Below are 24,000 nucleotides of genomic sequence, written 5' to 3' on the forward strand. Positions count from 1 at the left end.
CTTTCTAGACCCTGGACTCATTTCGGCGAACTGCCAACTCCATGACGGTGAAAGCCCTTTCGCGAAATCGATTCAACTGTCACTCTCACACTCACCCGCACCCTCGCCCCACCGAAGGAGGCACCCCCATGTCCGGATCCACCGGGAGCCCGCTCGGACGCCGCGCCTTCGTCCTCGGCAGCGCCGCCGCCGGCACCGCCGCCCTCGCCGGACCGCTCGCCGGCACCGCCGCCGCGGCGAGCTTCGGCTGGTCGGACGACGGCTCCAACTACGTCGTCGACACCGGCGCGAGCCTGGTCTTCAAGGTCAGCAAGACCAACGGCGACCTGACCTCGCTGGTCTACAAGGGCACCGAGTACCAGGGCTACGGCGGCAAGAACTCGCACGTCGAATCGGGCCTCGGCACCTCCACGGTGACCATCGCCCAGTCGGGTTCGACGATTCTGGTCTCCGTCGCGTACGGCACGCTGAGGCACTACTACGCGGCCCGCAGCGGCGAGAACAACGTCTACCTCTGGACCAACAAGGCCGACTCGTCCGTCACCGCCACCCGCTACATCGTGCGGGTCAAGGCCGGCCTGTTCCTCAACGACGAGCCGGACTCCTACACCTACGCGCCCACCGTCATCGAGTCCGCGGACGTCTTCGAGAAGTCCGACGGCCAGACCCGCGCCAAGCACTACTCGAAGCTGCGGGTGATGGACTACAGCTACATCGGCTGGACCACCGGCAGCGTGGGCCTGTGGATCGTGCGCAGCAACCACGAGAAGGCCTCCGGCGGCCCGTTCTACCGCTCGCTGCTGCGCCACCAGAGCGCCGACGGCGGCGGCCTGTACGAGATCCTGTACTACGGCGAGAACCAGACCGAGTCGGAGCGCTACGGCCTCCAGGGCCCCTACGTCATCGCCCTCACGGACGGCGGCGCACCCTCCTCGGCCCTCTACCCGGGCACCCTCACCACCTCGTGGGCGGACTCGCTCGGCATCTCCGGGTACGTGGCGGCGGGCGGGCGCGGCCGGGTCGCCGGCGTCGGCATCACCGGGCGGGACACGGCGTACGCGTACACGGTCGGGCTCGCCAACTCGGCTGCCCAGTACTGGGGTTTGGCACGCTCCTCGGACGGCTACTTCTCGATCGCGGGAGTGCTGCCCGGGACGTACACCCTCACCGTCTTCAAGGGCGAACTGGCCGTCTACACCGGCTCGGTGACCGTGACGGCGGGCGGCACGACCACCCTCAACACCATCGCGATCGCGTCCTCGAACGACCCGAGCAACGCCTCCGCGATCTGGCGGATCAACAACTGGGACGGCACGCCGGGCGGGTTCAAGAACGCCGACCTGATGACGTACGCGCATCCGTCCGACGTGCGCGCCGCGTCCTGGACCGGGAACGTGGTGGTCGGCAGCGGCACCGAGACCTCGGCCTTCCCCTGCTACCTGTGGAAGGACGTCAACAGCGGGATCGTCGTGTACTTCAGGCTGACCGCCGCCCAGGCCGCCGCCGCGCACACCCTGCGGATCGGCGTGACGACGGCCTACGCGAACGGCCGGCCGCAGGTCGTCGTCAACGACACCTGGACCTCCGCCGTGCCCTCCCCGCCCACCCAGCCGAGCACCCGCTCGCTGACCGTGGGCTCGTACCGGGGCAACAACTACACGTTCACCTACAGCGTCCCGGCGTCCGCCTGGCTGACGGACACCAGCGCCTACAACACGCTGAAGATCTACGTGGCGAGCGGCTCGGGGACGACGTCCTTCCTCAGCGCCGGTACCTCGATCGACGCGATCGACCTGCTCGCCTGAACCCGACGGTCCGGAGTCCGCTCCGGACCGTCGGCCGACTGCCGCTCAGCTGCCGCGCGTCCACTGCTGGTTGGTGCCGCTGTTGCAGGTGTACGTGATGATGGCGGCCGAGTTGGCGGTGGACGCGCCGTTCACGTCCAGGCACTCGCCGGTCGTCCGGGCCTTGATGTTGACGTAGGAGCCGGAGGTGACCACCGACCACTGCTGGGCGGTGGCGCCGGTGCAGTCCTCCTGGGTGACGTTGGTGGAGTTCTCCTGGAGGCAGAGCGAGCTGCCGCGGCCCATCAGTTCGTAGTAGCCGGTGCCGAGGTCCTTGAACCACCACTTCTGGTTGGTGCCGCTGTTGCAGGTGTACTGGCTGATCGCGATGCCTTCCCAGAGGGACTGGTTGGGGACGTCGGCGCACTTGCTGCTGTGCCGGGCGATCAGGGTGTTGTACGTGGCGCTGGTGCCGCTGACCGTGCCCGCGGCGGTGTCGACGGAGACCTCCGGGTACCAGGACATCGACATCGAGGTGTCGGTCGGGAAGGTCAACGGCAGCCAGACGTACCGGGAGTCGTTGACCGTGCCGCCGAAGGAGTTGCCCCAGCGGTCGCCCATGTAGAGGTACGAGGTGCCCGAAGTACCGCTGACCGGGAGGACGTAGGCGGTCTGGGAGTTGTAGGCCGTGGAGTCGCCGACGTTGCTCCAGGACGTCCAGGGGCCGGAGAGGGAGGTCGCGGTGGCGTACTCCTGCTGGTTGGCGCTCCAGCCGGTGGCGCCCGACGTCAGCATGAAGTAGACGCCGTTGCGCTTGAAGAGGGCCGGGGCCTCGCGGTGGCCGCCCGCCCACGGGTTGGCGACCAGGCTGTCGATCGCGGTGTAGTCGGAGGTGAGCTTGTAGATCTGCAGGTCGTAGTTCTCGTTGGCCGCCGAGACCATGTACGCGGTGCCGTCCGTGTCCACGAACGTGGTGATGTCCCGGGACATGTACTGGCCGAGCGGCTGGAAACTGCCCTGGTAGGTGTAGTTCCCGTCGACGGTGTCGGAGACGGCGACGGCGGCCTTGGCCTCGCTGTAGTCGACGCCGTTCTCCTTGTGCATCCACATCACGAACTTGCCGGTGGAGGCGTTGTAGATGACCTTCGGGCGCTCGATGTAGGCGGTGGAGAGCTCGGAGGCGGAGGACTGGGTGAGGACGTGGTTGCGGAACTCCCAGGTCTTCAGGTCGGTGGAGCGGTAGGCGTCCACGTACTTGAAGGTGTTGTCGGAGTTGCGGTCCTCGCCGAACCAGTAGTAGTAGGAGCCGACCTTGATGACCCCGCCGCCGTGCGCGTGCACGACGTTCCCCGAGGTGTCGGTGAACTGGGTGCCGTTGGTGACGGTCTGGGAGGCAGCCGCGGCGGGGCCCGCGGCGGCCAGGGCGCCGACCACCGCCAGACAGAGGGACAGCAGGATCGCGTACGCACGTCTCATCTCACACACGCTCCTTGAGTGTTCCTGATGGGTTGTGGGGGGTTCTGAGATCGCCGAAAAGGTAAGGGCGTGTTACGAGAAGGTCAACGGGTCTGACAAGACAAGGGGGAAAGCGATTTCTGACGGCTCTGGTCGCGGAACCCGATTTTCTGTTATCCACGGCCGTCCGGCCCCGTCTCCGATCACGTGCGCACCCATCCCCACACCACCGCAGCGGCCGTCGGCGCCCTCGCCGCCCTCCTGGCCTCCGCTCCCCCGGCCTTCGCCGCCGACGCCGGCGCCCGGGACGTCACCGCCGACGTACTGGCCGGCCGGGACGTGACCCTCACCGGCGACACGGTCGTCACCGTGCCCGCCGGGACCACCACGTACGACGGCGTCCTGCACGGCGAGGGCACCCTCACCGTGCGCGGCGGCGGGACGCTGGTCCTCACCAGGGACAGCGACTTCACCCTGCCGAAGGCTCGGCAACGACAGGTGGTGCGCACCCAGGGCGGCAACCACCCGTACACGACGGTCACCCGCCCCGACCCGCCCGCGATCACCGTCGAACGCGGCACGACCCTGCAGTACGGCACGGGCGGCGGCACCGGCCTGATCGGCCACTTCCCCTACGACACCCCCGGCTACCGGCTGAACCAGCTCAACATCCGGGTCGACGGCACCCTGCGGCTGTCCCTGACCCGCACCTTCAACATCGGCACCATCAGCGGCTCGGGCCTGGTCACCCAGCCCCGGAACATGTGGGGCACGCTGGACCTGGCGGGCACGCACCCGTTCTCCGGCGTCATCGACAACGGCACCGGGATGGCCGTCGGCCGCCCCGAGTACCCCGTGGCCCTCCCCGACGCGCGCGCGATCCTCAACCAGGGCTCCTGGATCATCGACACCCCGCTGTACCAGACGGTCACCCTGCGCCAGGACTTCTACCAGCGGGAGTACGGCAGCGACGTCAACGTCCACTCCCGGCCGGGCAGCAAGGTGGTCCTCACCGGCCAGTACGGCTACAGCGACCGGGGCGGCGACACGAACCCGTCGCTGAGCGACCCGGTCCTCGACTGGAAGGCGCTCGCGCACCAGGTGAACAAGCGCGGCACCAACATCGAGGGCGCCGACGTGCACTGGGGCGACGGCACGACCCACCGCATCTTCATGCCGGGTACGAAGGACACCGTCTACATCAACCTGCACGAGGCGAGCGGTCGCCGCTCCCGGCTCACCTTCGACTACGACGGCCCGGTGACCCTGGGCGCCCCGATCGGCGGTGGCCGCTACCACGACACGCTGGCCGCGCCCGGCGCCGGGGACATCGTGATCGCGGGCACCCGCGGGAACGACGTGACCTTCGCGGCGGCCCAGGACTACGACGGCTCGACGACGATCGAGAACGGCGCGGTGCTCCGGCTGGGTTCGGGCACCAGGGGCGGCGACGGCTCACTGCTCACGGGCACCGCACGCCGGCGTGTCGACAACGACGGCACCCTGATCGTCCGCAACACCTCGACGCCGGTCCGGCTGGCGCACGTCGGCGGCTCCGGGGCCCTCGTGCAGGCGGGGGCGGCCACCACCACGCTCACCGGCGGCGCGGTGACGTACACGGGGACGACGACCGTCAGCGAGGGCACCCTCGCCCTGCGCTCCGGGGCGACCCTCGCGCACAGCGAGGCGATCCGGCTCACCTCGGCCGGGGCCCGCCTGGACCCGGGCACGGCGGGCCTGCGGGTGCTGACCGCGCTCTCCGGGACGGGCACCGTGCTGGGCTCGGTCACCAACGACAGCCTGGTCGCGGGCGGTCTGACCGTGCGGGGCGACTACACCCAGCACCGGCGGGGCGAACTGGTCCTGCGGAAAAGGCCGTTGAAGGTGACGGGCCGGGTCGCCCTGGCCGGCGCCCTCGACCTGTCCGCCGCGGGCACCGCCCCCGCCCGGCGCGTCACCGTGATCGACCACACGGGCAGGGCCCCGACCACCGGCACCTTCGACGGCCTCGCCGAGGGCGCCGAGGTCAAGCTGGCCGACACCGTCTACCGGCTCACCTACCGGGGCGGCGACGGCAACGACGTGGTCCTCGACGCGGAGCCGGCGCGGGCCTCGACCAAGGCGGACACCACCGGCAGCACGCCCACCGCTCCCCCGGCGGTGACCACCCGCGCCGCCGCCGACTCGACGCGCCCCTTCGGCTGGTGGCCCTACGCCCTCTCCCTCGGCCTCCTCGGCGGCCTCATGGTCCCGGCGACCCGGCGCACCCGGCGCAGGACCCGCCGCGGGAGCAGGCGGCACGCGGCCTGACCGGGCGGCCGGTCGCCGGCCCGTGCTGTCCGGCCGGCCCCCGCGGTGCCCCGTTCAGCCGGCCATGGCGGCGATCTTCGACGGGTTCATCATGACGAGCACCCGGTCGATGCCGTCCGGCGTGACGCTCACGGTGAGGACGGCGAACACGGCGCCGTCGCGGGACAGGCTCACCGCCGGCCTGCCGTTGGCCTCGGCCGGCGCCACCGTGACGCCGACCCAGAAGCGGTCGGCGAACCCGTGGTAGTACTTCGCCACGCGGTGCCGGCCCACGACGGGGAACTTGGACGCCCGCACGACGCCTCCGCCGTCCGAGTACGAGACGGCGTCCTCCGTGAGCAGCTTCTCCAGCACGGCCACCTCCCCTTCCTGGGCGGCGGCCACGAACGCGGTCAGGAACCTCCGGTGGTCCTCGGCCGGGACACCGGCCCGCTTCTCCGCGGCCAGGTGCTTCCGGGCCCGGCTCACCAGCTGCCGGGCGTTGGCACTGGTCTGGCCGACGATCTCCGCGATCTGCTCGTACGGGTACCCGAACGCCTCCCGGAGCACGTACGCCGCCCGTTCCGTGGGGGTGAGCTTCTCCATCAGCATGAGCACCGCGACCTCCAGCGCCTCCGCGTTCTCGGCGCCGAGTGCCGGGTCGGCGCTGGTGTCGACCGGCTCCGGGATCCACGGCCCGACATACGCCTGCCGGCGGACCCGCGCCGACTGGAGCACGTTGATCGCGAGCCTGGTCACCGTCGTCGCGAGAAACGCGAGCGGGTTCTCCACCCGGGACCGGTCGTAGGTCTGCCAGCGGATCCAGGCCTCCTGGAGAACGTCCTCCGCCTCGCCGACGGTGCCGAGCATCCGGTAGGCGATCCCGAACAGGTAGCCGTGGGCGTCCCGGAACACCGCCTCCGCCTCGCGGAGGTCCTCGGTGTCGTCCGGCGGGTTGTCATTCGACGGCATGGTGCGGATTCCTTGCTGGTCGACGGGTTCCGGCGGCGACCGCGACGGCACCCGGCCGGTTCAGGAGGGCCGGTCCGTGTCCACTACACAGCTTCATGCGGTGGCGGCGTCCTGTCACATCCTCCGGTGCGGTGCGCCGCACGACCGCGCTGTCACACATCGCGGCCCTGCCCGGTCAATACCGCTGACCATCGCAGTCTTCCGCCGATGACCTAAGGACACGAGCTCGATGCGCAGCACTCACCAGGGGGCGCGGGGCAGGCAGACGGACCCGCACGAGATGTCCGACTCGGCGATCGCCATGCTCGACGAGCAGGGAACGGTGCTCGGCTGGACCCGGGCCGCCGAGCGGCTCGTCGGCTACCCCGCCGGGGAGGTGGTGGGACGGTCCGCCGCACTCGTGGTGCCGTCCTTCGAGGAAACGCCGACGGCGTCGGCGTTCGTCGAACGCTGCCGCGCCCGCCAGGGCTGGGCGGGGACCACGGCGATACGCCACCGGGACGGCCGCTCGCTCACCGTCAGCATGCGGCTGTCGATGCTGTGGGGGCAGGACGGAACGGTCCGCTGGCTCGTGTCCGTGACCGACGTCCGCAAGCTCTCCCAGGAGGTGACGAACGGATCGGTGCGGGAATCGCTCCTCACCCGCGCACCGATCGGCATCGTCGTCCGTGACCCGCAGCTGCGCTGCACCTGGGTGAACGACACGATGGAGAGCCACGACGGCGTCCCCCGTGACCAGCGGCTCGGCCGCCGGTCCACCGAGGCGCTGCCCGGGGCCGAGGCCTGCGAGGCGGCGATGCGGAGGACCCTCCGCACCGGCGCCACCAGCGTCCACGAGTTCCGCAGGCGGCTGCCGTCGAACCCGCGCCGGGAGCACGTCCTCGCGGCCTCGTTCTTCTGCCTCCGGGACGCCGAGGGCCGGGCGCTGGGGGTGTGCGCCATCAGCGTCGACGTCACGGAGAGCCGGCGGGCGCAGGAGCGCCTCGCGATCCTCAGCGAGGCCGGTACCCGTCTGGGCGGCACCCTGGACGTGATGCGGACCAGCCAGGAACTGGCCGACCTCGCGGTGCCCCTCTTCGCCGACTTCGCCGTCGTCGACCTGGAGCACTCGGTCCCGGCCGGTGAGGGCCCCCCGGTCCGCATCGGCCAGGTCGGCGAGCGCCTCCCCGTGCTGCGGCGGGCCGGCCTGGCCTCGATCCGCCCAGGAGCCCCGGAGTCCCCGTGGGACCGCGGCGAGCCGGTCCCCGCCCCGCCCGCACCCTTCATCGACATGCTGCGCACCGGCAGGTCCCATCTGGAGCCGGTCCTGGACACCGCCGCGGGCACCTGGGTCGACGGGGACCCGCTACGGGCCCGGGTGATCCACGAGAACGGCATGCACTCCCTGATGGTCGTGCCCATCCGCGCGCGGCGCGTCCTGCTGGGCGTGGCGCTGTTCGTCCGCACCGAGGACCCGGCGCCGTTCCAGGAGGACGACCTGCTGCTCGCCGAGGAACTCGTCAGCCGGGCCGCGCTGTCCCTGGACAACGCCCGCTTGTACGCCCGCGAGCACGCCGCGGCCCTCGCCCTCCAGTGCAACCTGCTCCCGCAGCGGCTGCGGGGCGGCGCCGCGGTCGAGGCGGCCTCGCGCTATCTGCCGGCCGACCCGGGCATCGGCGTCGGCGGGGACTGGTTCGACGTGATCCCGCTGTCCGGCGCCCGGGTCGCCCTCGTCGTCGGCGACGTGGTCGGCCACGGCATCAACGCCACCGCGGCCATGGGGCGGCTCCGCACCGCCGTCCACATGCTCGCCGAGCAGGAGCTGCCCCCCGCCGAACTGCTGGCCCGCCTCGACGCCACGCTGGAGCGGTTGAGCGAGGGGTCCCCCGACACCCGCGACCAGCTGACCGCCGTGACGGGCGCCACCTGCCTGTACGCCGTCTACGACCCGGTCACCCGGAAGTGCACCATGGCCGGGGCCGGACACCCGCCGCCGGCGATCGTCGACCCGCAGGGCCGGGTCACCTACCCCGACCTGCCCACCGGAACCCCGCTCGGCGTCGGTCTCGGCGCCCCGTTCGAGGCCGTGGAGGTGGAACTGCCCGAGGGGAGTCTGCTCGCCCTGTACACCGACGGCCTGATCGAGACCCGCGACCACGACATCGAGGCGGGCATGCACCGCCTGAGCGAGGCCCTGACGGAGCCGGGGCGCTCCCTGGAGGACCTCTGCACCCGGGCGATGGACACCGTCCAGGGCCGGGCACCCTCCGACGACGTCACCCTGCTCCTCGTGCGCACCCGCTCGCTCAGCCCCGCCCAGGTCGCCGCCTGGACACTGCCGGGCGACCTGACCGCCGTGCGCAGCGCCCGCCACCTGGTGGCCGGCCGGCTGGCCGAGTGGGGCCTGGACGCCCTGGAGGACTCCACGGAGCTGATCGTCAGCGAACTGGTCACCAACGCCGTCCGCCACAGCACCGGCCCGATCGGTCTGCGACTGATCCAGCACCAGGTCCTGACCTGCGAGGTGTTCGACACCAACGCCTGCTTCCCGCACCAGCAGCACGCGCACGCCACCGACGAGAACGGCCGCGGCCTGTTCCTGGTCGACCGGTTGTCGCGCCGATGGGACTCCCGGCCGGTCGCCGGCGGCAAGGTCGTCTGGGCCGAACAGGAGCTGGCCCGGGACACCGCGCACACCGGGCCCCGGGAGCCGGCGGTTCCGGTACCGGTGTCCCTGTGACGGTCCGTCCGGTCGGCCTGTGGACAGGACCGGTCGTCCGGTGCCGGGTCGGCTAGCGTCGGGGTATGACCAGCGCCCCCTCTCCCGGCCTCGCCGACGCCCTCGCCGCCGGGACGGTCGTGCTCGACGGTGGCATGTCCAACCAGCTGGCGTCCGCCGGGCACGACCTGAGCGACGAGCTGTGGTCGGCACGGCTGCTGGCCGACCGGCCCGACGCGGTCCGCGACGCGCACCTCGCGTACTTCAGGGCGGGCGCCGACGTCGCGATCACCGCCGGCTACCAGGCCAGCTTCGAGGGCTTCGGCAGGCGCGGCATCCCCCACGAGGAGGCGGCCCGGCTGCTCGCGCTCAGCGTGCGGCTGGGGCAGGACGCGGTACGGCGGGCACGGACGGAGGGGATCGTACGGCCGTTGTGGGTGGCCGCCTCGGTCGGGCCGTACGGGGCGATGCTGGCCGACGGCTCCGAGTACCGGGGGCGGTACGGGCTGAGCGTCGGGGAGTTGGAGCGGTTCCACCGGCCTCGCCTTGAGGTGCTCGCCGGGGCGGGTCCTGACGTGCTGGCGCTGGAGACCGTGCCGGACGCGGACGAGGCGGAGGCGTTGCTGCGGGCGGTGCGGGGGCTGGGGGTGCCGGCCTGGCTGTCGTACAGCGTGGCGGGTGGGCGGACGCGGGCTGGGCAGCCGCTGGAGGAGGCGTTCGCCCTGGCCGCGGACGTGGACGAGGTGATCGCCGTGGGCGTGAACTGCTGTGCGCCGCAGGACGTGGCGCTCGCGGTGGAGACGGCGGTGCGGGTGACCGGGAAGCCGGCGGTCGTCTATCCCAACAGCGGGGAGGTGTGGGACGGGGAGGCCAGGGCGTGGACGGGGCGGTCGTTGTTCGACACCGGGCAGGTGGTGGGGTGGCGGGATGCGGGGGCCCGGTTGATCGGGGGGTGCTGTCGGGTGGGGCCGGACGCTGTCGCTGGGATCGCTCGGGTGGTGTGACGGGCGCCCGTTCGCCGTGAGAGCAGTGAGGCTGGAGGGCGACCGCGGCCCGGTGGGGGCTGGTCGCGCAGTTCCCCGCGCCCCTTGCGGGGCGCTGTAGTCCCGTGGGCGCTAAGGTCCCCCGTGGGAAGCGGTTGGCGGGGGTGGGGTTGACCAGGAAGAGCGAAGAGGCGGGGCGGAGCACCGTCAGGGATGTCGCCGCTCGCGCCGGGGTGTCCGCGTCCACGGTGTCGCGGGTGCTCGGTGGGGACTACCCGGTCAGTGCCGCGACGCGTACGCGGGTCCTGCGGGCCGTGCGGGAGCTGGACTACGTCGCCGACGCGCGGGCCAAGGCGGTTGCCGGGGCCGGGACGCCCACGCTCGCCTTCGTGCTGGAGGACATCACCGGGCCGTCGTTCGCGCACATGGCGTACGGCGTGGAGCGGGAGGCGGCGCGGCTCGGGCATCTGTCGCTGGTGTGCAGCACCGACGGTGACGTGCGGCGGGAGCTGGAGTTCATCGGGATGATGCGGGCGCAGCGGGCGGCGGCCGTGATCCTGGTGGGCGGCGCGGCGGACACGCCCGAGTACCGGGAGCGGACCCGCCGGGTCGCCGACTCGCTCGCCTCGGCCGGGTCGCGGCTGGTGCTCTGCGGACGGCCGCCGCTCGGGCCCGGCGCGCCGGTGACGGTCATCGAGTACGACAACGAGGGCGGCGCCTACGCCCTGGTCGCCCACGTCCTCGCGCAGGGCCACCGGCGGGTGCTGTTCCTCGGCGGCAAGCCGGACCACACGACGGCGATGGGGCGGGAACGGGGCTATCTGGCCGCGCACCGGGCCCGGGGGCTCGAACCCGATCCCGCTCTCGTGCTGCACGGCGACTTCACCCGGGACTCCGGGCACCGGCTGCTGCGGCAGGCCCTGGCGCTGGGGCTTGAGTTCAGCGCGGTGGTCGCCGCCACCGACATGGTGGCGGCGGGCGCGCTGACCGCGCTGCACGAGGCGGGGCTGGACGTGCCCGGGGACGTGTCGCTGGCCGGGTACGACGACATACCGTTCGCCCGCGACCTGCACCCGGCCCTGACCACCGTGCACGTGCCCTACGAGGAACTGGGGCGGCTCGCCGTGCGGACCGCGCTCGGGCACGACGGGGAGTCGGCCGACGAGCACCTGCTGCTCGGCACACATGTGGTGGTACGGGACTCAGTGACGGCGTACGGCGGCGACTGAGCGGCGCAGCCTGCGTACCGCCAGGGTCAGTTCGGCCGTGCGTTCGGGGTGCGGCGGAGGTACGGCGGGGCTCCAGAGGGCGAACTCCGCGTCCCGGGGGCCGGACACCGTGCGGGGCTCGCCGTCGCCGAGGACGCGGACCGGGTGGGTGTCGTCCCAGGGCTGCCAGCCGGGGTCGCCGGTGGCGGCGAAGCGGACCCAGGCGCCGTGCATCGCGTCGGCGAGGTCCTGCGGGGCGTCCGGGCCGGCCAGCCGGGCCGAGTCGGGGTCCTGCCCGGTGTCGAAGACGAAGCCCAGTTCCAGGGCGTGGCAGGCGCCGAGGCCGGGGCGGTTGGAGGGCCAGGCGAACTCGTAGAGGTAGGAGGAGCCGGGGCGGGCCTCGGCCAGCCGGTGCAGCGGGAGGCGGAGCAGGTGGTCGGTGACCATCTGGCCGACGGTCTCGGCGGGGCCGGCCCCGGGATGCAGGGTGCGGTAGCCGCGCGGCACCTCGGGGCCGACGCGGCAGCGTGCCATGGCGCCGGCGAAGGCGACCGGGCCGAGCCGTTCGACGTGGTCGACGAGGCCGCCGGGGACCAGCCAGAGCCGGTACTCGTCGTGGGTCCAGCCCATCAGGAGGTCGACGCCGTGCGCGGCCTCGCCGTCGAGGAGGGCCTGGAGCGGGTCGCGCGGGACGAGGTCGCCGTCGACGACGATGCCGAAGGCCGGGCCGCCGAGGACGGGGCTGCTGAGCCGGCCCGCCTCGGCCTGGGTGCGCAGCAGCAGCTCGCGGTCGACCCCGGCGAAGGCCTGCGCGGTCGCGGGGATCCTGAGCCGGTTGGCCATCCGGCGGACCATGCGCCGTACCTTGTCCCGCTCGGCGGCCTCGGGCGGGCCGCTCTGCAGGACGGCCCGGCGGATCAGGCCCTGGGTCTGGGGTGCGGCGAGCAGGGCGCCGGCGCTGATGGCGCCGGCGGACTGGCCGCACAGGGTGATGCGGTCCGGGTCGCCGCCGAAGGCCGCGACGGCGTCGTGGACCCAGCGCAGGGCGGCGAGCTGGTCGCGCAGCCCGGGGTTGGGCGGGGTGTCGGGGAACAGGCCGTAGCCCTCCACGCCCAGCCGGTAGTTCACCGAGACGAGGACGACCCCGTCCCGGGCGAACGCGTGCCCGTCGTACACCGGTACGGCCGAGGATCCCCTGGTCAGGGCGCCGCCGTGCAGCCAGACCAGGACCGGGAGCCGGGCGCCTGGTCCCGGTTCCGGGGTCCATACGTTGAGGTTGAGGCAGTCGTCGCCGGGGATCACGGGGTCGGAGAGGTACTCCGCGAACGCCTGCGAGTACGGCGGTTTGGGTGCCGTCGGTCCGAAGGAGCCCGCGTCCCGGACCCCCGTCCAGGGCTCGGGCGGCACGGGCGGACGGAACCGGCGTTCCCCGAAGGGCGGGGCGGCGTAGGGGATCCCGCGGAACACCGCGATCCCGCGTTCCCACCTGCCGCGGACCGCCCCGTACGGGGTGTCGGCGACGGGGTCCTCCGGACCGGTCAGGTCTGCCGTCATCCGCCCCACCAGCTCCTCCCGCCGCGTGCACCGGAAACGCCGGTAGGAAAGGAGCACTGCGGCGGGTTCCAGTATTCCGGCGCACACGGCGGCCGGGCGGATACGCGCGGCTACTTGGCGTACATCAGGGTGCCGAAGCCGAGCTGGTCGTAGCCGCCGCTGGTGGAGCCGTAGTCCCCGCCGCCGCCCTCGGGGGCGACGAGGTCGTAGTACATGGCGGAGATGTACGTGTCGTCGAGGCCGATGCGGCGGTTGTAGTGGAAGTGGAGCATGGCCCACACGGGGCGGAGCTGGCCGCGGGAGGAGTCGGAGATCACCGTCTGGGAGGACTGGGCGCAGCTCTGCCCGGTGCCCCAGGTGTAGGTGGTGTACGGCACGTCCTGGCCGAGGTTGTACTTGGCGACGTACTGGGCGGCCTTCATGAACCGCCGGTCGTCGTAGGAGTAGAGGTCGTCGCCCTGGTTCCAGGCCATCTCGCAGATCGCGCCCATCTGGCCCATCCCCATGACGGTGTGGCCCTGGTCGCGGCCGGACTCCTGCCACTGGCCGAGGCCGTAGCCGTCGGAGTCGGTGTAGAGGTAGGGCACCGCGTGCTCGATGGATCCGTTGCCCGCGCCGGACGTGAAGTAGGTGACGGCCTGGTCGTACTTGGCGGCATCGTCGGTGAGGATCCCGATGGCCATGACGGAGGCCGTGTTGCACAGGTCCCAGTTGGCCCAGTAGTTGGTGATGCAGGCGTCGTTGTGGTTGGTCAGGAAGCTGTTGTTGAGCGGGTAGAAGACGTCGACCATCATCGCCTGGAACGCGGCGAGGTCGAACCCGGCGTAGCCGCGCATGAGTTCGGCGGCCTGGCAGAACTCCCAGCCGTAGATGCCGGCGGCGAGGAACCGGTCGGCGTTCCCGGTGAGGGTGGTCAGCGTGGACGACCAGGCGTTGAGGATCTTCACCGCGGTGTCGCCGTTGGCGGCCGTCCCCGCGACCTTCCAGCGCAGGGCGTTCTGGTAGGCGGCGGCGATGTCGTTGTAGAGGATGCCGTAGTTCTCGCCGGTCCCGCCGCGGACGATCGTGGCCTGCGGGTTGGGCGTCCAGGTGGACGCGGAGTGGGAGTTGGCGGTCAGCCTGTTCCAGCCGGACAGCCAGGGGTCGGTGCCGGCGGCGACCCGCACCTTGGCGCGGTTGATGTCGCCCGCGTTGTGCAGCAGGCCGGGGTGGGTGAAGGTCGCCGGTGCCGCGTCGGCCACCCGTGGGGCGGTGACCGAGGCGGCGACGGCGAGCGCTGCGGCGGACTTCAGGACACCCCGGCGGCTCAACCCGCCTGTTTCCTTCGGTTGTTGTTCGCGGCGGCTCATCGCGATGGTTCTCCTTCGGTGGGGGGAGTTCAGGTGAGTGCGACACTCACCTCTTCGAACTGCGCGGTGCCGAGGGCGAGCGGGGTGCGGGAGCACACCACCAGGCCCACGTGGTAGGGGGCGTCACCGAAGGAGGGGATCTCCCCGTCGGCCACGGGGGTCCAGGTCACGCCGTCGTCGGTGGACAGGGCTGCGGTGAAGGCGGTCCCGGTGCGCCTCAGCCGCAGCAGGGCGGGGAGGGCGACGGCGGCGCCGCCCGTGAAGGCGGAGGCTCCGGCGACGGTCCTGCGGAGCATGAGCTGTGCGGTGGTGCCGCCGGTGACGACGACTCCGGCGGCCTGGTCGAACGGCGACAGCGACTTCGCCATCAGCAGGCCCACCCGGTCCGCGCCCGCGCCGGTGCGGGAGAGCAGCCGGGCGACGATCTCGCAGTCGCCGTCGACGGACCGTCGTACGAACTGGCCGGTCATGCCCTGGCCGTTGGCGTTCAGGTCGACGCCCGCGCCCCGCACGGTGAAGGTGCCGTCGTGGTACGAGGTACTGCCTGGCGTGGTGATCGCGACCACGCCCAGCGTGCCGAAGGCGCGGTCGTCGAGCACGGTGTCGCCGAGGTCCCCGTACGTCCACGGTTCGGGTGGCGCGGTACCGACGGTGAGCGCGAGGGTTCCGGTGGTGGTCCCGGCGGCGTTGGCCGCGGTGGTCGTGACGGTGAACTCGCCCGTCCCGGTGGGGGTTCCGGAGACCAGACCGGTGCGCCGGTCGATCCGCAGCCCGTCGGGCAGCCCGTCCGCCGTGAACAGCACGGGCTCGTGCGCGGCCCGCAGCAGATGCCGGAACCCGGCGCCCTGGTTGGCGAACACCGCGGTGGCGGAGGTGAGCCGGGGTGGCGCCGGGGTCGGCATGACCGCCTGGACCGGCGTCGAACGCGGGCCGCGTCCCGCGGTATTGGTCTTCGCGACGGTGTAGTGGTAGGCCGTGCCCGGTGTGCCGGTCGCGTCGGTGTACCGGACGCGGGTGCCGAAGCCGACCGGGCCGACGCCGGTGGCGAGCGTCCGGTACGGTCCGTCGGCGCGGGCGGCGCGCAGCACCGTGTAGCGGGCCGACGGGTCCGGGTCGCTCCAGGCCAGTTCGACGGCGTCGGCGCCGGTGCCGGCCCGCAGGTCGGTCACGGTGCGGGCGGGGCGCGGCACGCACCACACCGGCCCGGACGGCGAGGTCACGCCGACGTTGTCGAAGGCGCCGGTGCCGGTCTCGGCGTACTCCTCGCCGACGCCGAGGCAGGAGGTGAGCAGGAGGCCCGCGTACGCGGTCCGCCCCAGCTCGACGTCGGTGGCGCCGACCTCGGTCCAGTGGACGCCGTCCGGGGAGACGGCGCCCGTGCACCGCGGGCCCTTCCGGGTCACCCGCACCCAGTAGGGCGCCCGCAGCCGGTAACCGTCGCCCGCGCCCTCGACACAGGGCGCCTCCAGGGGAGTCGCCGACGCGGGCAGCGCGCCCAGGTCGGAGAGCGGGAAGGCCGCGTTCACGGTGATCGCCTGCTGCTGGGAGGGCGGCACCGGGGTGCTGCCGGTCGCGGAGACCTCGGCACCGGCCGCCGGGCGTACCGTCCACACCCCGCTCCAGGTGTGCAGCGGCAGCCCCTGGATCAGCATGGCGGCGTGCGCCGCGTCCGCGTCGAGGGAGGCGCGGAGGGTGACGCCGATCTTGGAGTACTGCGAGCTGAGCGGCCACACGATCCGCGCGGTGACGGTGCCGTCGCCGCGCAGGGGCAGGTGGACGAGGCGGTAGGTGTCGTCGGTGCCGCTCGCCTCCAGGACGAAGCGCTCGCCGTCGAAGACCGCGGAGCCGGGGATCCGCACCTCTCCGACGTCCTGGGTCGCCCAGGGTCCGGGGAGCCCGGCGGAGGCCGCCGCCCACGCGGAACTCCCGCTGCTTCCCAAGGAGTTGATGGCGGCAACCGTGTAGGAGTAGGTCCGTCCGGCCCGCACGCGGCGGTCCGTGTACGCCGGACCCGCGACCCCGGACGCGATCTCCTCGTAACGGCCGTCCGCGGTGCTCGCCCGCAGCACCGTGTAGGAGTCGGCCCCCGCCGAGGGCAGCCAGGTCACGGTGACGGACCGGTCCTCCCCCACTGCCGTGACACCGGCCGGCGGCGTCGGCACGCGCGGCGCGGTCGCCGTCGCACCGGCGTAGGCGAAGGTGCCCCAGCTCGGCAGGTCGTCGTTGCTGCCCTCGACGACCCGGGCGCCGCCGGGGCCGCGGAAGACGGCGTTCCTCGTGTACGGGGTGTCGAGGCCGCGCACACCCGCGTAGTGGGCGTACGCCATCTCGTAGATCGGCGGCAGGGTGCCGCGCGCGGTGGCCGAGACGGCAGCCTTGAGGTACTTGCCGGTGCGGTCGAGGTCGGGGACGAAGGGGACGTCGCCGCCGAGGTTGTAGCGGGCCGCGTACTCGACGTTGGCGAGGATGCGGTTGCCGTCGAAGCCCCACAGGTCGACGCCCTGGTTCCAGGCGACCTGCGCGGCGTCGGCGAGCAGGCCGACCGCGAGCTGTTCGTGGCCCTGGTCCCGGCCGCTCTCCTGGCCCTGGCCCGCGTCGGTGACGATGCGGTGCAGGACGCTGCCGTTGCCCGCGCCGGCCGCGGCGAAGCGCAGCGCGTCCTGGAAGAGGGCGGGTTCGTCGCAGAACACACCGATGGCGAGGGCGGCCTGAAGGGCCGTCAGGTCCCAGTTGCCGTTGGCGTAGAGCATGTAGCCGGAGACGGCCGGATACCAGACGTCGAGGAAGGAGGCCTCGCAGCGGGCGATGCCGGCGTCGCTCCAGCCGTCGTAGCCGGTGTGGCGCAGGAGTTCGGCCGCGTTGGCGAACTTGAAGGCCTGGAGTCCCGCGCCCAGCGGGCCGTCGGCACCGGTGACGACGGTGAGCGAGGCCGACCAGGCGTCGAGGATGTCACGGGCCTTGTCGGCGTGCGCGCGGTCGCCGGTGACGGCCCACATGAGGGCGTTCTGGTAGGCGGCGGCCGAGTCGGCGACGGCCTGGTTCTGGAAGTTGGCGGGTCCCCGCCCCCAGGAGGTGATCTGGCCCGTGTTCTGGATCGGGTAGGCCGACTGCGAGCGGGCGTGGGCCGCGAGGGCCAGGTAGCCGTCGTGGACCGGTGGTTCCTTGGCGGCGACGGCGGCCTTCATCCGCGCGAGGTCGTCGGCGGAGTGCAGCAGCCCGGGGTGGGCGAAGGCTCTGGTGGCGGTGTCGCTCTCGACGGCCGCCGCGGTGCCGGGCACGAGCAGACCGCTCGTGCCCGACGCCAGCAGCAGGGCCGCCGTGCCGCCGAGGAACCCGCGGCGGCTGGTGGCGGGGAGGCTCATGACGCGGTGGCCGCCTCGGCCTCGGCGGTGGTGAGGAACCGCAGGTTCGTCACGTGCTCGTTGGAGAACCACTGGATCTCGTCGGTGGTGTAGTACCAGGTCGGCTTCTTCATCGAGTCGGCGACGACCAGGCCGTTGATCACCAGGTTCTCGAAGGTGACGTTGTCGATGGCGTGGTCGGCGTCGTAGCCGAGGAAGAGCGAGGGATTGGCACGGGTGCCGGTGTAGCTGAGGTTCTTGACGTAGACGTCCTGGATGCCGCGGCCGACCGAGGTGTTGTACTTCGGGTTGAACATCACCTTCATGTAGATGACCTGGCCCCAGCGGAAGTCCTCGATACGGACGTCCTCGATACGGACGTTCTTGATGAGGTTGGAGTCGCCCGGGTTGAGGGCGATGCAGCCCTGGTAGTTCATCTGGGGCTCGCGGTGGTCGAGGACGTCGATGTTCCTGATGAGCAGGTTCTCGATCGTCTCGGGGGCGTCGGTGTTGCCGTGCGTGCCGACGTTGACCGGGTGGGCGACGTCCGCCCACAGGGTGCAGTTCTGGACGGTGACGTCGCGGGTGTCGCCGTAGTAGTCCCAGCGGTGGCAGTAGATCGCGATGCAGTCGTCGGAATTGCGCATGAAGCAGCCGTCGAAGGTGACCCCGGTGCTGGAGAAGACGTCGAAGCCGTCGCCGTTGCCCTTCGAACTGAAGGCGCGTGCGTTCTTCACACGGACGTTGTGGCTCTCGGCGAAGGTGCCCGCGTAACCGGCCGGGTTGAGGATGATGACGTCCTCGACCCGGATGTTCCTGCTGCCCTCGCTGAGGATGGCGCCGCCCGGGTTGTTGTAGAGGACCCCGCGTCCGGACAGGCGGGCCTTCTCGACGTCCTTGAAGTAGACCTGGGCGGTCAGGACGGCGCCCCCGGCCAGGTAGACGGTCTTGCCGCTGGGCACGGTCAGGACGTTGCCGGTGACCGAGTGCATGCCGGGACCGAAGTAGATGACGTCGGGGTCGTCGGCGGACGGCGGGTCGCAGTCGACGTGGTTGGTGATGACGTGCAGGCAGTCGAAGATCTCGTCGTTGATCTGGACGACGACGTCCTTCGGCTCGTCCAGGGTGAACACCAGGGTGTCGCCGCCGAGTTCGGGCGTGATGCCGAGCGCGTCCGGGCGGACCCGGGCCTTGGTGGTGCCGCCCTTGAGGTACGTGACCTCGATCTCGACGGAGCCCCGGAAGTCGAAGTACACCATCGAGCTGCTGTAGACCTTGCCGGATCCGGTGGCGGCGTTGATCTCCTCCAGCTGGGGCCGCCAGATGTCCGGGGTCTGCCAGTCGCCGTCGGGGGCGGTGCGGACTCTCACCCTGAAGCTGGTGTTCGTGGGCATGGCGGCCGGGCGGGGGTAGGTCACCAGCCTGGGGGCGGACTTGTTGCCGGAGGCGTCGGCCCGGGCCGCCGTGGCCGTCACACCGGTCAGACCGGCGGCGAGGACGGTGGCGCCGGCCGCCTGGAGAGCCGTACGGCGGGACAGGGGCGTGTTCATGCTTGACTCCTTGCGACAGTGGGCTATTTCAGACCGGTCGTGGACATCCCGGCGACGAAACCGCGCTGGGCGATCAGGAAGATCAGCAGGATCGGGACGACGTACATCACCGAGGCCGCCGCCTGGAGGTCGGTGACGGGGGTGCCGGCCGAGGTGACGTAGGTGGACATGACGGCGACCGCGAGGGTGGTGCGGTCGGTGGAGAGCAGGAGTTGCGGGGCGATGTAATCGCCCCAGGTCCAGGTGAAGGCGATCACGAAGCTCGCGGACAGCACCGGCCAGGACTGCGGGAGGAAGATCCGCCAGAAGACGCCCGGCCAGCCGCAGCCGTCGACGATCGCGGCCTCCTCCAGCTCGCGGGGCAGACCGGCGAAGAACTGCCGGAAGAGGAAGACCAGGTAGGGGGCGGCGGACAGGCCCCACAGCACCCAGGGCCAGTACGTGTCGACCATGCCGAGCCTGGCGAAGATCAGGTAGGTCGGCAGCAGGGTGATCATCTGGGGCAGCATCATCGAGCCGAGCAGGATGCCGAACAGGAGCTTCTTGCCGGGGGCTTCGAGGCGGGCGAAGCCGAAGCCGACCCAGGCGGAGCTCAGGGTGACGAGGGTGGCGTAGATCGTGGCGATGATCAGGGAGTTGCGGGCGTAGCCGAGGAAGTCGATGAGGTGGAAGGCGTCGGCGAAGTTGTGCCACTGGATGTGGGCGGGCAGCCAGTGCACGGGCGAGGCGGCCAGTTCGGCGGGGGTCTTGAGTCCCGAGACGACCAGCCAGCCGAAGGGGCCCAGGAAGAGTCCGGTGATCGCGACGAGGGCCGTGTAGAGGACGAGGCGGTTGACGCGCAGGCGGGGCGCGGCCTTGGGGGCCGGGGTGGCGGCTGTCACTTCTTCGCCTCCGGGTCGACGTTGTAGAACACCACGCCGGACGTGGCCCTGAAGATCAGTCCGGTGGCGACGAGGATCAGGACGAAGAGCACCCACAGCAGCGCGGAGGCGTAGCCGTAGCGGCCGAACGCGAAGTACTCCGCGAACACGTGCATCATGTAGAGGTAGTTGGACTGCGGGAGCGCGGTGATGCCGGCCGGGGTGGCGTCGGGGGCCAGCAGCAGCGGCATGATGGTCTGCACCGAGGCGATGACGCCGGTCACGGTCTGGAAGAGCAGCACCGGGGAGAGCAGCGGTACGGTGACGCTGCGAAAGCTCCGCCAGGCGCCCGCGCCGTCGATGCGGGCCGCTTCGAGGAGTTCGCGGGGGATGTCCTGGAGCCCGGCCAGCGAGATGATCATGATGTTTCCGGCGGTCCAGAGCACCGTCATGATCAGCACGTAGCGTGCGTAGGGGTCGGCCAGCCAGCCGAGGGCGTCGATGCCGAAGAGGTTCAGCACACCGTTGGCGGCACCGGAGTTCTGGTCGAAGAGCTGCTTGAAGGCGATGCCCGCGCCCACCGGCGGCACCACGGCGGGCAGGTAGAGCAGGGTGCGGAACACACCGCGCGCCTTGAGCGGCCGGTTGACCAGCACGGCCAGCCCGAGCCCCGCGACGATCGACAGCGGCACCGAGGTGATCGCGAACAGGCCGGTGCGGCCCAGGGACTGCCAGGTCACCGGGTCGGAGAACAGCTCGCGGTAGTTGCCGAGTCCGACGTAGTGCCAGTGGGGCGAGATGCCGTCGAAGGTGGTGAAGCTCAGCCACAGGGCGTACGCCATGGGCGCGACGGTGAGGAGCACGAACCCGGTGATCCACGGCGCGGTGAACAGGTAGAACGCCCGGTGCCTGCGTGCGGTCACGGAGGTGGCCCGGTCGACCGTCATCCCACCTGCTTCCTGCCGCGCTTGAGCTGATCGTTCATGGCCGAGTTCAGGCGCCGGGCGAGGGTGTCGAGGGACATCGCGCCGTTCATGGCGGCCGGGGCGATCTGGTTGAAGAGGGCGTACAGGGAGTCGGCGCTGGCGTAGGGCGTGAAGGCGATCACCGAGAAGTGCTTCAGCTCGGCCTCCTGCACCTTCAGGACCCGTTTCTGGTAGTCCTCCTGGTCGGGCATCAGCGGGCGCAGGGACTTGAGGGTCGGGATGCCCCAGCCTCCCGAGGCGCGCGCCTTGGCCGGTGCCTCGCCGAAGAACCACTCGAAGACCCGCCAGGCGGCGTCCTTCCGGTGCGACCCGCTCGGTATCCAGAAGCCGGTGCCCGCCTGGCAGGGACTGGTCCGACGGCCGCCGGCGAAGACCGGCGCGGGGGCGAGACGGGACAGCGGGGCCAGCTTGCCGTCGGTGTTGATCAGGCCGCCCAGCCAGTAGCCCGAGTTGGACATGGCCAGCCGGTTCGCCTGGAAGGTGGGGCCGTCCCAGGCGTTGGGGTCGGGCTGGACGATGCTGGGGCCGACCCTGGTCCGGCAGTAGTCGATGTACCAGCCGAGCGCCTTGCGGGCCTCGGGAGCGGTGAAGTCGACCCGGGAGAAGTCCTCGGTGAAGATGCTTCCGCCGGCGGCCACCGCCAGGCTCGCCAGCAGGTTGGGGGTGAGCACGCCGTTGTAGCTGCCGCCGAAGACGGTCGTCTGGCCGTTCCTGCGCCGGGTGAGCCGCTTGGCCGTGTCCAGCCACTCGTCGAAGGTGACCGGCTCCAGTTCCGGCGGGCAGGCGACGCCCGCCTGGTCGAAGAGTGCGGTGTTGTACCAGTACATGGAGTCCTGGGAGAAGTCCTTCGCCATGCCGTAGCGCGGGCCTCTGCCCTGGGTACGGCCGTCGTAACGCCACAGGTCGTTGACCGGGTCGAGGTCGGCCGGCCTGAGGACGGTGCTCTTCGCGAAGTAGGGATCCAGGTTCTCCATCACCCCGCGCGCCGCGAAGTAGGGCGCGTCCACGGCGCCGACGCCGCGCACCAGGTCGGGCGGGTTGCCGTCGGTCATCATCGCGATCAGTTTGCTGGTGCTGTACAGCACCGTGTTGATCCTGACGCCCAGGTCCCGCCGTGCCTGCTGGACGAGGTCCGCCGAGATGTCGTCGGGCTTCGCCATCACCGTGACGGTCTCGCCGGGGCCGCCGACACTGCCGGACACCGGAAGGGCACAGCCCCCGAGGGCGGCCGTGGCGACGGCGGTGCCGCCGAGCGCCAGAAAACGGCGCCGGCCGACCGGGGCACGGGCGTGCGTCTGCATGGACTACCCACTCTCTGGAGGGAGGTGACAGGGCGTCGACCCGGTTAGGCAACCGGTTGCTATGGGCGGTGAGGGGAGCTTCAACCCGTGGGAGAGGCTCGTCAAGAGGAGTGACCAACTTTCGAAAACCCTTCAGCGGCAACCGGTTGTCCTTGCGTACCGGTTGCTGCTCACGGACCGTTCGACCGACCGGACATCGAAAGATTCCGACTCATACCCCTTGCTGGGAGCGGCCGAGCCGTCCTACGGTCTCGTGGAAACCGGTTTCTAAGGCACTGCCGAGCCGCCGCCCTCCTCCCCGAGAGCGCCCACCTCCGAAGGAACACGGTCACATGAACTCCACCAGGTTGGTCCGCGCCGCGATCGCGGGCCTCGCGCTGACAGGTCTGCTCTCCGCCTGCGGCGGATCGGGCTCCGGCTCCGGCGGCTCCGACGCGGCCTCCGGCCCGGTCACGCTGCCCTTCTGGGGCTGGGCGAACGGCCAGGAGGCCGTGGTGAAGGCGTTCAACGCCGCCCACAAGGACGTGCAGCTGAAGTACACGAAGGTCACCGACCAGCTGACCATGCAGAAGCAGCTCACCAACGCGGTGAAGGCGGGCAACGCGCCCTGCCTGGTGCAGAACACCGCCGAGTACGTGACCAGTTGGGTCGCCCAGGGCGCCCTCGCCGACATCACGAAGTACGTCGGCACGGCCAAGGACAAGTTCAACCCCGGTTCCTGGTCGGCCGCCCAGGTGCAGGGCAGGCTCTACGGCGTCCCCACCAGCTCCTCGCCGAACTTCACCATCTACCGCACGGACGTCTTCCAGAAGTACGGCCTCAAGGCCCCCACCACCTGGGACGAGTTCATCGCGGCCGGCAAGGTCCTGAAGAAGCACGGCGTCAAGATCACCAACTACGCCGGTGAGGACCCCAGCACCCTCGAAGTGCTCGCCATGCAGGCCGGCGCCCACTGGTACGCCATCGACGGCGACTCCTGGAAGGTGGACTTCCAGGACGCGGGCACCCTCAAGGCCGCCGGCGTGATCCAGCAGATCATCGACGACGACCTCGACTCCACGCTGTCGTTCGCCGACTACGCGGCCGTGCAGCGCAACTACGACAGCGGCGGTACCGCGACCCGGCAGATCTCCACCTGGCAGATGGCGGGCATGGTGCAGAACTTCACCAAGTCCTTCGGCAAGTGGGCCCTCGCCCCCTGGCCCGCCTTCGCCGGCGAGGCCGCGAAGACCCCGGCCGGCACCAACCTCACCGGCAGCGTCACGCTCGTCACCCAGCAGTGCGCGCACCAGCAGCAGGCCGCCGAGGCCGCGTTGTGGATGTCCACCGACTCGGGCGCGGTGAAGACGATGGCCAGCCCGACCACCGGCAACGGCGTGATGCCCGCGCTCGCCGACAGCAGCGCCTACGTCGACGAGGCGATCTCGCAGAAGCTGCTCGGGGCGAACTACACCCCGGCGAAGAAGGTGGTCACCGACAGCCTGGGCACGGTCACCACGGACTGGACCTTCGGCCCCGACTGGACGGCCATGTTCACCGAGTTGCAGAGCGGCTGGGCGAAGGTGGTCAGCAAGCAGCAGAAGGTCACCGACCTCCTCGCCCACATGCAGCAGTGGACGGTCAATGACCTCAAGTCCCGCGGCATCAGCGTCAAGGGCTGAGGCGGCGCA

Annotated in this window: 15 protein-coding genes; 6 read left to right on the forward strand and 9 right to left on the reverse strand. The window is 71.4% G+C overall.

The window, feature by feature from the left end:
* Window positions 1–128 precede the first annotated feature (128 nt).
* Window positions 129–1,805, forward strand: coding sequence for a rhamnogalacturonan lyase B N-terminal domain-containing protein (locus tag AB0D74_RS27785; protein WP_362592570.1), 1,677 nt, complete (start codon window positions 129–131; stop codon window positions 1,803–1,805).
* Window positions 1,806–1,850: 45 nt separating this feature from the next.
* Here AB0D74_RS27785 and AB0D74_RS27790 read toward each other — a convergent pair whose 3' ends face one another.
* On the reverse strand, window positions 1,851–3,260 hold the full coding sequence (locus AB0D74_RS27790) for an RICIN domain-containing protein (RefSeq protein WP_362592573.1): 1,410 nt from the start codon (window positions 3,258–3,260) through the stop codon (window positions 1,851–1,853).
* A gap of 186 nt (window positions 3,261–3,446) precedes the next feature.
* Between AB0D74_RS27790 and AB0D74_RS27795 the strand changes: the two genes are divergently transcribed.
* Entirely contained in the window at window positions 3,447–5,549 is a 2,103-nt protein-coding gene (locus AB0D74_RS27795) for an autotransporter (protein WP_362592575.1), read from the forward strand.
* Window positions 5,550–5,603: 54 nt separating this feature from the next.
* Here the strand turns inward: AB0D74_RS27795 and AB0D74_RS27800 are convergent, their stop codons facing one another.
* Window positions 5,604–6,500, reverse strand: coding sequence for an RNA polymerase sigma-70 factor (locus tag AB0D74_RS27800; RefSeq protein WP_362592577.1), 897 nt, complete (start codon window positions 6,498–6,500; stop codon window positions 5,604–5,606).
* A 229-nt stretch (window positions 6,501–6,729) separates the two neighbouring features.
* On the opposite strand from AB0D74_RS27800, the gene AB0D74_RS27805 reads away from it, so the two are divergent.
* From AB0D74_RS27805 to AB0D74_RS27815, 3 genes are all read left to right on the forward strand, one after another.
* A complete protein-coding gene (locus tag AB0D74_RS27805) occupies window positions 6,730–9,219 on the forward strand; it encodes a SpoIIE family protein phosphatase (RefSeq protein ID WP_362592580.1) in 2,490 nt (829 codons plus the stop codon).
* A 65-nt stretch (window positions 9,220–9,284) separates the two neighbouring features.
* Window positions 9,285–10,202 (forward strand): homocysteine S-methyltransferase, encoded by a 918-nt coding sequence (gene mmuM, locus AB0D74_RS27810; protein WP_362592583.1) that lies wholly within the window; start codon window positions 9,285–9,287, stop codon window positions 10,200–10,202.
* A 149-nt stretch (window positions 10,203–10,351) separates the two neighbouring features.
* Window positions 10,352–11,410, forward strand: a complete 1,059-nt coding sequence (locus tag AB0D74_RS27815; protein WP_362592586.1) for a LacI family DNA-binding transcriptional regulator — start codon at window positions 10,352–10,354, stop codon at window positions 11,408–11,410.
* Here AB0D74_RS27815 and AB0D74_RS27820 read toward each other — a convergent pair.
* From AB0D74_RS27820 to AB0D74_RS27850, 7 genes are all read right to left on the reverse strand, one after another.
* Window positions 11,384–12,943: a carboxylesterase family protein gene (locus AB0D74_RS27820; RefSeq protein ID WP_362592589.1), complete on the reverse strand. Its 1,560-nt coding sequence runs from the start codon at window positions 12,941–12,943 to the stop codon at window positions 11,384–11,386. The genes AB0D74_RS27815 and AB0D74_RS27820 overlap by 27 nt on opposite strands.
* Before the next feature lie 110 nt (window positions 12,944–13,053).
* On the reverse strand, window positions 13,054–14,292 hold the full coding sequence (locus tag AB0D74_RS27825; RefSeq protein WP_362592592.1) for an alginate lyase family protein: 1,239 nt from the start codon (window positions 14,290–14,292) through the stop codon (window positions 13,054–13,056).
* 29 nt (window positions 14,293–14,321) lie between these two features.
* Complete coding sequence (locus tag AB0D74_RS27830) at window positions 14,322–17,654, reverse strand: alginate lyase family protein (RefSeq protein WP_362592595.1); 3,333 nt, start codon at window positions 17,652–17,654, stop codon at window positions 14,322–14,324.
* Window positions 17,651–19,183, reverse strand: coding sequence for a glycosyl hydrolase family 28 protein (locus AB0D74_RS27835; RefSeq protein WP_362592598.1), 1,533 nt, complete (start codon window positions 19,181–19,183; stop codon window positions 17,651–17,653). The genes AB0D74_RS27830 and AB0D74_RS27835 overlap by 4 nt, the downstream gene beginning before the upstream one ends.
* 23 nt (window positions 19,184–19,206) lie before the next feature.
* Window positions 19,207–20,064: a carbohydrate ABC transporter permease gene (locus AB0D74_RS27840; protein WP_362592601.1), complete on the reverse strand. Its 858-nt coding sequence runs from the start codon at window positions 20,062–20,064 to the stop codon at window positions 19,207–19,209.
* Window positions 20,061–20,990 (reverse strand): sugar ABC transporter permease, encoded by a 930-nt coding sequence (locus tag AB0D74_RS27845; protein ID WP_362592604.1) that lies wholly within the window; start codon window positions 20,988–20,990, stop codon window positions 20,061–20,063. Before AB0D74_RS27845 ends, AB0D74_RS27840 begins: the two co-directional genes overlap by 4 nt.
* On the reverse strand, window positions 20,987–22,330 hold the full coding sequence (locus AB0D74_RS27850; RefSeq protein ID WP_362592607.1) for an extracellular solute-binding protein: 1,344 nt from the start codon (window positions 22,328–22,330) through the stop codon (window positions 20,987–20,989). The genes AB0D74_RS27845 and AB0D74_RS27850 overlap by 4 nt, the downstream gene beginning before the upstream one ends.
* Window positions 22,331–22,662: 332 nt before the next feature.
* Here AB0D74_RS27850 and AB0D74_RS27855 point away from each other — a divergent pair, with 332 nt between their 5' ends.
* Window positions 22,663–23,991 (forward strand): extracellular solute-binding protein, encoded by a 1,329-nt coding sequence (locus tag AB0D74_RS27855; protein ID WP_362592610.1) that lies wholly within the window; start codon window positions 22,663–22,665, stop codon window positions 23,989–23,991.
* Window positions 23,992–24,000: the final 9 nt, after the last annotated feature.

The sequence above is a fragment of the Streptomyces sp. NPDC048278 genome (assembly GCF_040652195.1).
In the GTDB taxonomy this organism is placed as follows: domain Bacteria; phylum Actinomycetota; class Actinomycetes; order Streptomycetales; family Streptomycetaceae; genus Streptomyces.